This window comes from Aeromonas media (genome assembly GCF_000819985.1).
GTDB classification, from domain to species: Bacteria; Pseudomonadota; Gammaproteobacteria; order Enterobacterales; family Aeromonadaceae; genus Aeromonas; species Aeromonas media.
The window spans coordinates 1-4,741 of sequence record NZ_CDBZ01000153.1; the positions used below are offsets into that span (position 1 = coordinate 1).

The 4,741-nt window shown below is 65.7% G+C and carries 4 protein-coding genes; 2 read left to right on the forward strand and 2 right to left on the reverse strand.

The annotated features are described in order from the left end of the window. Positions 1-555: glycosyltransferase family 9 protein (locus tag BN1127_RS13075; RefSeq protein ID WP_042649762.1), on the reverse strand; the 555-nt coding region annotated here is incomplete at its 3' end. A gap of 210 nt (positions 556-765) precedes the next feature. Between BN1127_RS13075 and BN1127_RS13080 the strand changes: the two genes are divergently transcribed. Continuing rightward, the gene (locus BN1127_RS13080; protein ID WP_042649763.1) at positions 766-1,902 is read left to right on the forward strand and encodes an HPP family protein; all 1,137 of its coding nucleotides are present in this window, start codon (positions 766-768) and stop codon (positions 1,900-1,902) included. Positions 1,903-1,932: 30 nt separating this feature from the next. Here the strand turns inward: BN1127_RS13080 and BN1127_RS13085 are convergent, their stop codons facing one another. After that, the gene (locus BN1127_RS13085; RefSeq protein ID WP_042649764.1) at positions 1,933-3,864 is read right to left on the reverse strand and encodes an amidohydrolase; all 1,932 of its coding nucleotides are present in this window, start codon (positions 3,862-3,864) and stop codon (positions 1,933-1,935) included. Between the two features lie 167 nt (positions 3,865-4,031). Between BN1127_RS13085 and BN1127_RS13090 the strand changes: the two genes are divergently transcribed. Continuing rightward, positions 4,032-4,706: a TetR/AcrR family transcriptional regulator gene (locus tag BN1127_RS13090; protein ID WP_042649765.1), complete on the forward strand. Its 675-nt coding sequence runs from the start codon at positions 4,032-4,034 to the stop codon at positions 4,704-4,706. Positions 4,707-4,741: the final 35 nt, after the last annotated feature.

A 4,741-nucleotide genomic window follows, 5' to 3' on the forward strand; every position in this document is an offset into this window, starting at 1 on the left:
TCGGTTGCCATGGCAACCGAGCAGTTGCAGGGGCTGGTGGGCGTAGTGGCAGCCACTGTCGGGGCGGAGGGGCTGATCGAACAGGGCATCCCCCTTGGCGTCGTCAAAGCCGATCTTCTCGCCGGCCCGCACCCAGGCGGCGATCAGGTGATCCGTGCTGGAGGCGAAGGGCACATAGACGCTGTCATAGTGCCGCTGGCGCAGGCGCCACAGCACCGCCAGGGCGCCGATCAGCTGCTTGCCCTGCAAGCGGACCCGATGGATGGCCCCCAGTTGCAGATCGGCGAGAAAGGGGAGCAAGGGGCCGCCGCTGCACACCAGCTCGATCTCGGCGTTGGGGTGATCCCGTCTCAGCCGCTGCAGGAAGGGCAGCAGGAAGAGGTTGTTGCCGATGCGGTTGGTGCTGCGAATGACCAGGATCCGCCGGGGCGCCTGAGGTGAGGCGGGCAGGCGGCCCCGTCCGGCCAGCCAGGCGAGGGTGGCCCGCTCCAGCCCGGCGGTCCAGCTACGGCGCTGGCCATCAAAGCGGCGCAGGGCATCTCTGAGAGTCTTCATAGCGTTTTGCTCCGTTCATGAGGATGGCAGAAAGGTGACAGCCGACCCTTAAGCCAGCGTTAAGAGGGAGGAAAAAGTGCCGTACAACCTGTGGCGGCAGGATCTGCGGGCAATAAGCCGGGGGGGCGCCCCCTGGCGGGCTGGTATTGGACCGGGGTTACTGGCTAGAATTGCGCATTTGAAATAAATGTTATCGTCTTCGGGAGCAGGATGCAGTTCAGGGATTTTTTGCCGGTATCGACCAATACCAGTCTCAAAGAGAGTTGTTACGGCGCCCTCGGCGCCTTCGTCGGATTGCTGGGCACCGCCTGGCTCTGCCAGTGGGGGCTGGGGCTGGAGGTGCACTGGCTGATCGCCCCCATGGGGGCCTCCGCCGTGCTGCTGTTTGCCGCCCCGGCGAGCCCCCTGGCCCAGCCCTGGTCCATCCTGGTGGGCAACGGGGTCTCGGCCCTGATGGGGGTACTGAGTGCCAGCCTGGTGCCGGACATGGCCCTCGCCTCGGCCCTGGCGGTGATGCTGGCCATCGCCGCCATGTTCCTCACCCGCAGCCTGCACCCGCCCGGCGGGGCCGTGGCCCTGACCGCCGTCATCGGCGGCGAGGGGATCCGGGCGCTGGGGGTGGGTTATGTGCTGCTGCCTGTGCTGCTCAACTCCCTGCTGTTGCTGAGCCTGGGGCTGCTCTACAACCGCGCCCTGGGGCGCCGTTATCCCAATGGCGGCAAGGTGGCGCCCAATCGTCACCAGACGGCGGATCCCCAGCCGAGCGCCCGGTTGGCCACCCAGGACATCGACTTTGCCCTGGACAAGCACGGGGAGCTGCTCGACATCAGCCGCCAGGATCTGCAGGAGTTGCTGCAGGAGGCCCAGTTGCACGCCCTGCGGGGGCGAGTGGGCACGGTGCGCTGTCAGGATGTGATGTCGCGGGATCTGGTGGTCAGCTCCCCAGAGGCGTCAGCCATGGCGGCCTGGGATCTGCTCTCTCACCATCAGATCAAGGCGCTGCCGGTGGCGGACGAAGAGGGCCGATTGGCGGGCATCATCACCCTGCATGATCTGATGATCGACAGGGAGAGCCGCCAGCCCAGGGGGCGGGAGGCGCTCGAGCAATTGCGGGTGGCGGATCTGATGACCCGGGAGGTACGGGCGGCGCGGCGCTACCAACCCCTCTACGATCTGGTAGAAGCCTTCTCCGACGGAGGCTTGCACCACATGCCTGTGGTGGAAGGGGAGCGGCTGGTGGGCATCATCACCCAGTCCGACATGGTGGCGGCCCTCTTCACCCTGGCCCTGCAACCCGGGCTGACGGAGGACGAGGTGCCCCCTGTGAGCCATAAGAATGAGCCATAAGAAACGGGCCCCTCGCGGGGCCCGTGTCGTTCAGGGTTTGCGGTAGACGGTCTCCCCCATGAAGACCGTCTGCTCGACCCGGGTCTGTGCGATCTGCTCCGGCGTGCCGGCCTTGACCAGGGCGAACAGATCCCGGTCCAGCACGATGAAGTCCGCCGACTTGCCCGCCTCGATGGAGCCGGTGATCGCCTCCTGGCGCACCGCCCTGGCGCCGTTGATGGTGTAGGCGGCCAGCATCTCGGTCAGTGAGGTGCGCTGACTGGCCCGGAAGTCGTCGCCGCTGCCGGCCGCCTTCATTATGCCGGCGGCCATGTTCTCGAACGGGCGCGGATCCCGGCTGTCTACCGGGGCGTCGCTGCCCGCCACCAGCACGGCGCCGGCCTGGCGCGAATGCTCTACCGGGTAGAGCGCATCATGGAGATAGCCCATGGGATCGTAGATGGCCTCGCTCAGGGACTGTCCAACCCTGGTTGGCTGGATGAAGGGGCTGACCAGCATGTCATAGGCAAGCTGGGGCGTGGTCCAGGCATAGGTAAAAGTGAGGTAGAGGCCAAGCTCGCCGAGGCGTTTCTGATCGTCCGGGTGCACCACCTGCAGGTGGGCCAGGGTGTGGGGGATGTGGCTCTCCCCGTTGCTGGCGCGGGCCGCCTCCAGGGCATCGAGGGCCACCCGAGTGCTGCGATCGCCGATGCTGTGCATGTGAATGCCAAACCCGGCCCCATCCAGCGCAGTGACGTAGCGCGCCAGATCCGCCTCCTTGTAGTTGACGATGCCGTTGCTGCCCGCATCCTCGCTGTCCGCTGTGATGCTCACCTCGCCGCTGGCAGGATCCAGGGCCAGATGCGGGTTCTGGTAATTCTCCAGCATGCCGGCATTGGGCAGGAAGGGAGGGCTGGTGAAGGGATCTCCCTCCAGCACACCATCGAGGAAGATCTTCACCGTATCGGCCTTGATGAGGGGGTTGCCTGCGAAGGCGTCGCGCACCTGGCTCGCCTTGGCCAGGTGGCCGGCGATGTCCAGCTTGCCGCTGTAGTCATCCTGGTGGAAGCAGGTGGCGGCGGTGATGCGCATGTGCAGCAGATCCTGGTCCTGCATGTTGAGCAGGCGCTGTCGGATGAAGTCGTTGGCGCAGGCATCCTGCACGCCCGTGATGCCGCGGGACGCCATCAGCGCCGAGATGGCGGGGAGTATCTTGTCATACTGGGCCGCCGCCTGCTCGCCCTCCGCGCTCAGCACACCGGTGTCGGGGACCGCAATGGCGCTGCGTGCCGCGTCCCGGATCACGCCGCTTGCCAGATCCACATAGGGGATGAAGGCCTCGAACACGCCGCCAGGGGCCAGGGTGGTGGCATTGAAGCCGACCACATTGCCGTCTTTGTCCTGTGCCTGCGCCAGTGCCTGGGAGTTGTAGCCGCCGGCATGGCCGTCGACCCCGGCCAGCATCACGGGGTTGTTCGGCGCCGCCGCATCCAGGGCCGCCAGCAGGGTAGCATGGGTGGCGGTCGGGGTGTTGCCGTCATAGGGCGACCATTGGTTGACCACCAGCCAGTCCCCGGACGCCGGGGCGTAGCGGGGCAGGCACTCACCGATCTTGGCCGCGAGTTGATCCAGGTTGACGCTCTGGCCGTCCAGATCGCACATGTCCAGCGCCACTGTGCCGAGCAGGTGGATGTGGTTGTCGTGCAGGCCAGGCAGCACCATCCTGCCTTGCAGATCCACCACCCGGGTCGCCCCGTTCTTCAGGGCCTCGGCCCCCTCGCGGGTGCCCACGTAGGTGAACTTGCCGCCTTGCACCACCATGGCCTCGGCCTGGCTGCGTTGCCCATCCTGGGTGTGGATCTTGCCGTTGAGATAGAGGGTATTGTCCTGTGGTGCTTCACTGCTGTCCTGCTGGCAGCCGAGCAGGCCAGTCACCAGCAGGGCGATGGCGCCCAGCCTGAGACGGGGGTGTTTGCTATCCATAGCGCGCTCTCCTTGGGTTTATTGCAGTTTTTACTGCAGATATGAGCACCTATGGTTATTGCAGCTATTCTGAAAAATGCCAGTTATTGCTGCACTTTTTTTGACTTGTGTTTATCTTGTCTCATCATGTAGTTATGAAAAACAGTCACCATGGCGGGAGAAACGGGATGGCGGAACATTGTTTGCCGGATGGGCTCTGCATGCGGCGTCAACCCAGGCAGCAGCGCAGTCAGGAGGTGGTGAACCGCATCGAGCAGGCGACCCTGGCTCTGTTGCGGGAACAGGGGTTTGCGGCCCTCAACACCAATGCCATCGCCGCCCGCGCCGGGGTGGGCATCAAGTCCCTCTATCACCTCTACCCCAACAAGGAGGCGATCATCTGCCAGCTGGCCATGGCGTGGCTGGCGGCGGTGTGCGAGGCGCAGGAGGCCATCCGCGAGCAGGCCGACAGCTGGCCGCAGACGCTCCTGCTGCTGGATGAGGCACTGGAGGCGCTGGACGATCGCTTCGTCGGCTATGGGGCGCTGTGGCAGGCGATGGATCTGATCCCCGCCCTGCACGGGGTCGAGCAGGAACACGAGGGACGCCAGATAGCCTTCTGGTCCGAGCGGCTGCGCCACTTTGGCTGCCGCTGGCCCGAACCCGAGCTCACCACCCTGGTGCGCTACTTCTACCGCACCGCAGACGTGGCCAAGCAGTGCACCAAGGGGCAGGGGGAGGCGGGTAGTGCGCTGTGGCAACTGCACCGGCGCTGGAGCGAGCAACTGATGATGGCGGCCATCGAGGAGGCGGATCCCGCCCGGGTCTGGCATGCCCTGCCCGGGTTGGTGCCCGCGGCCTGACAAGGCTTGGAGAAACGAGAGAGGGAGTGCCTGGC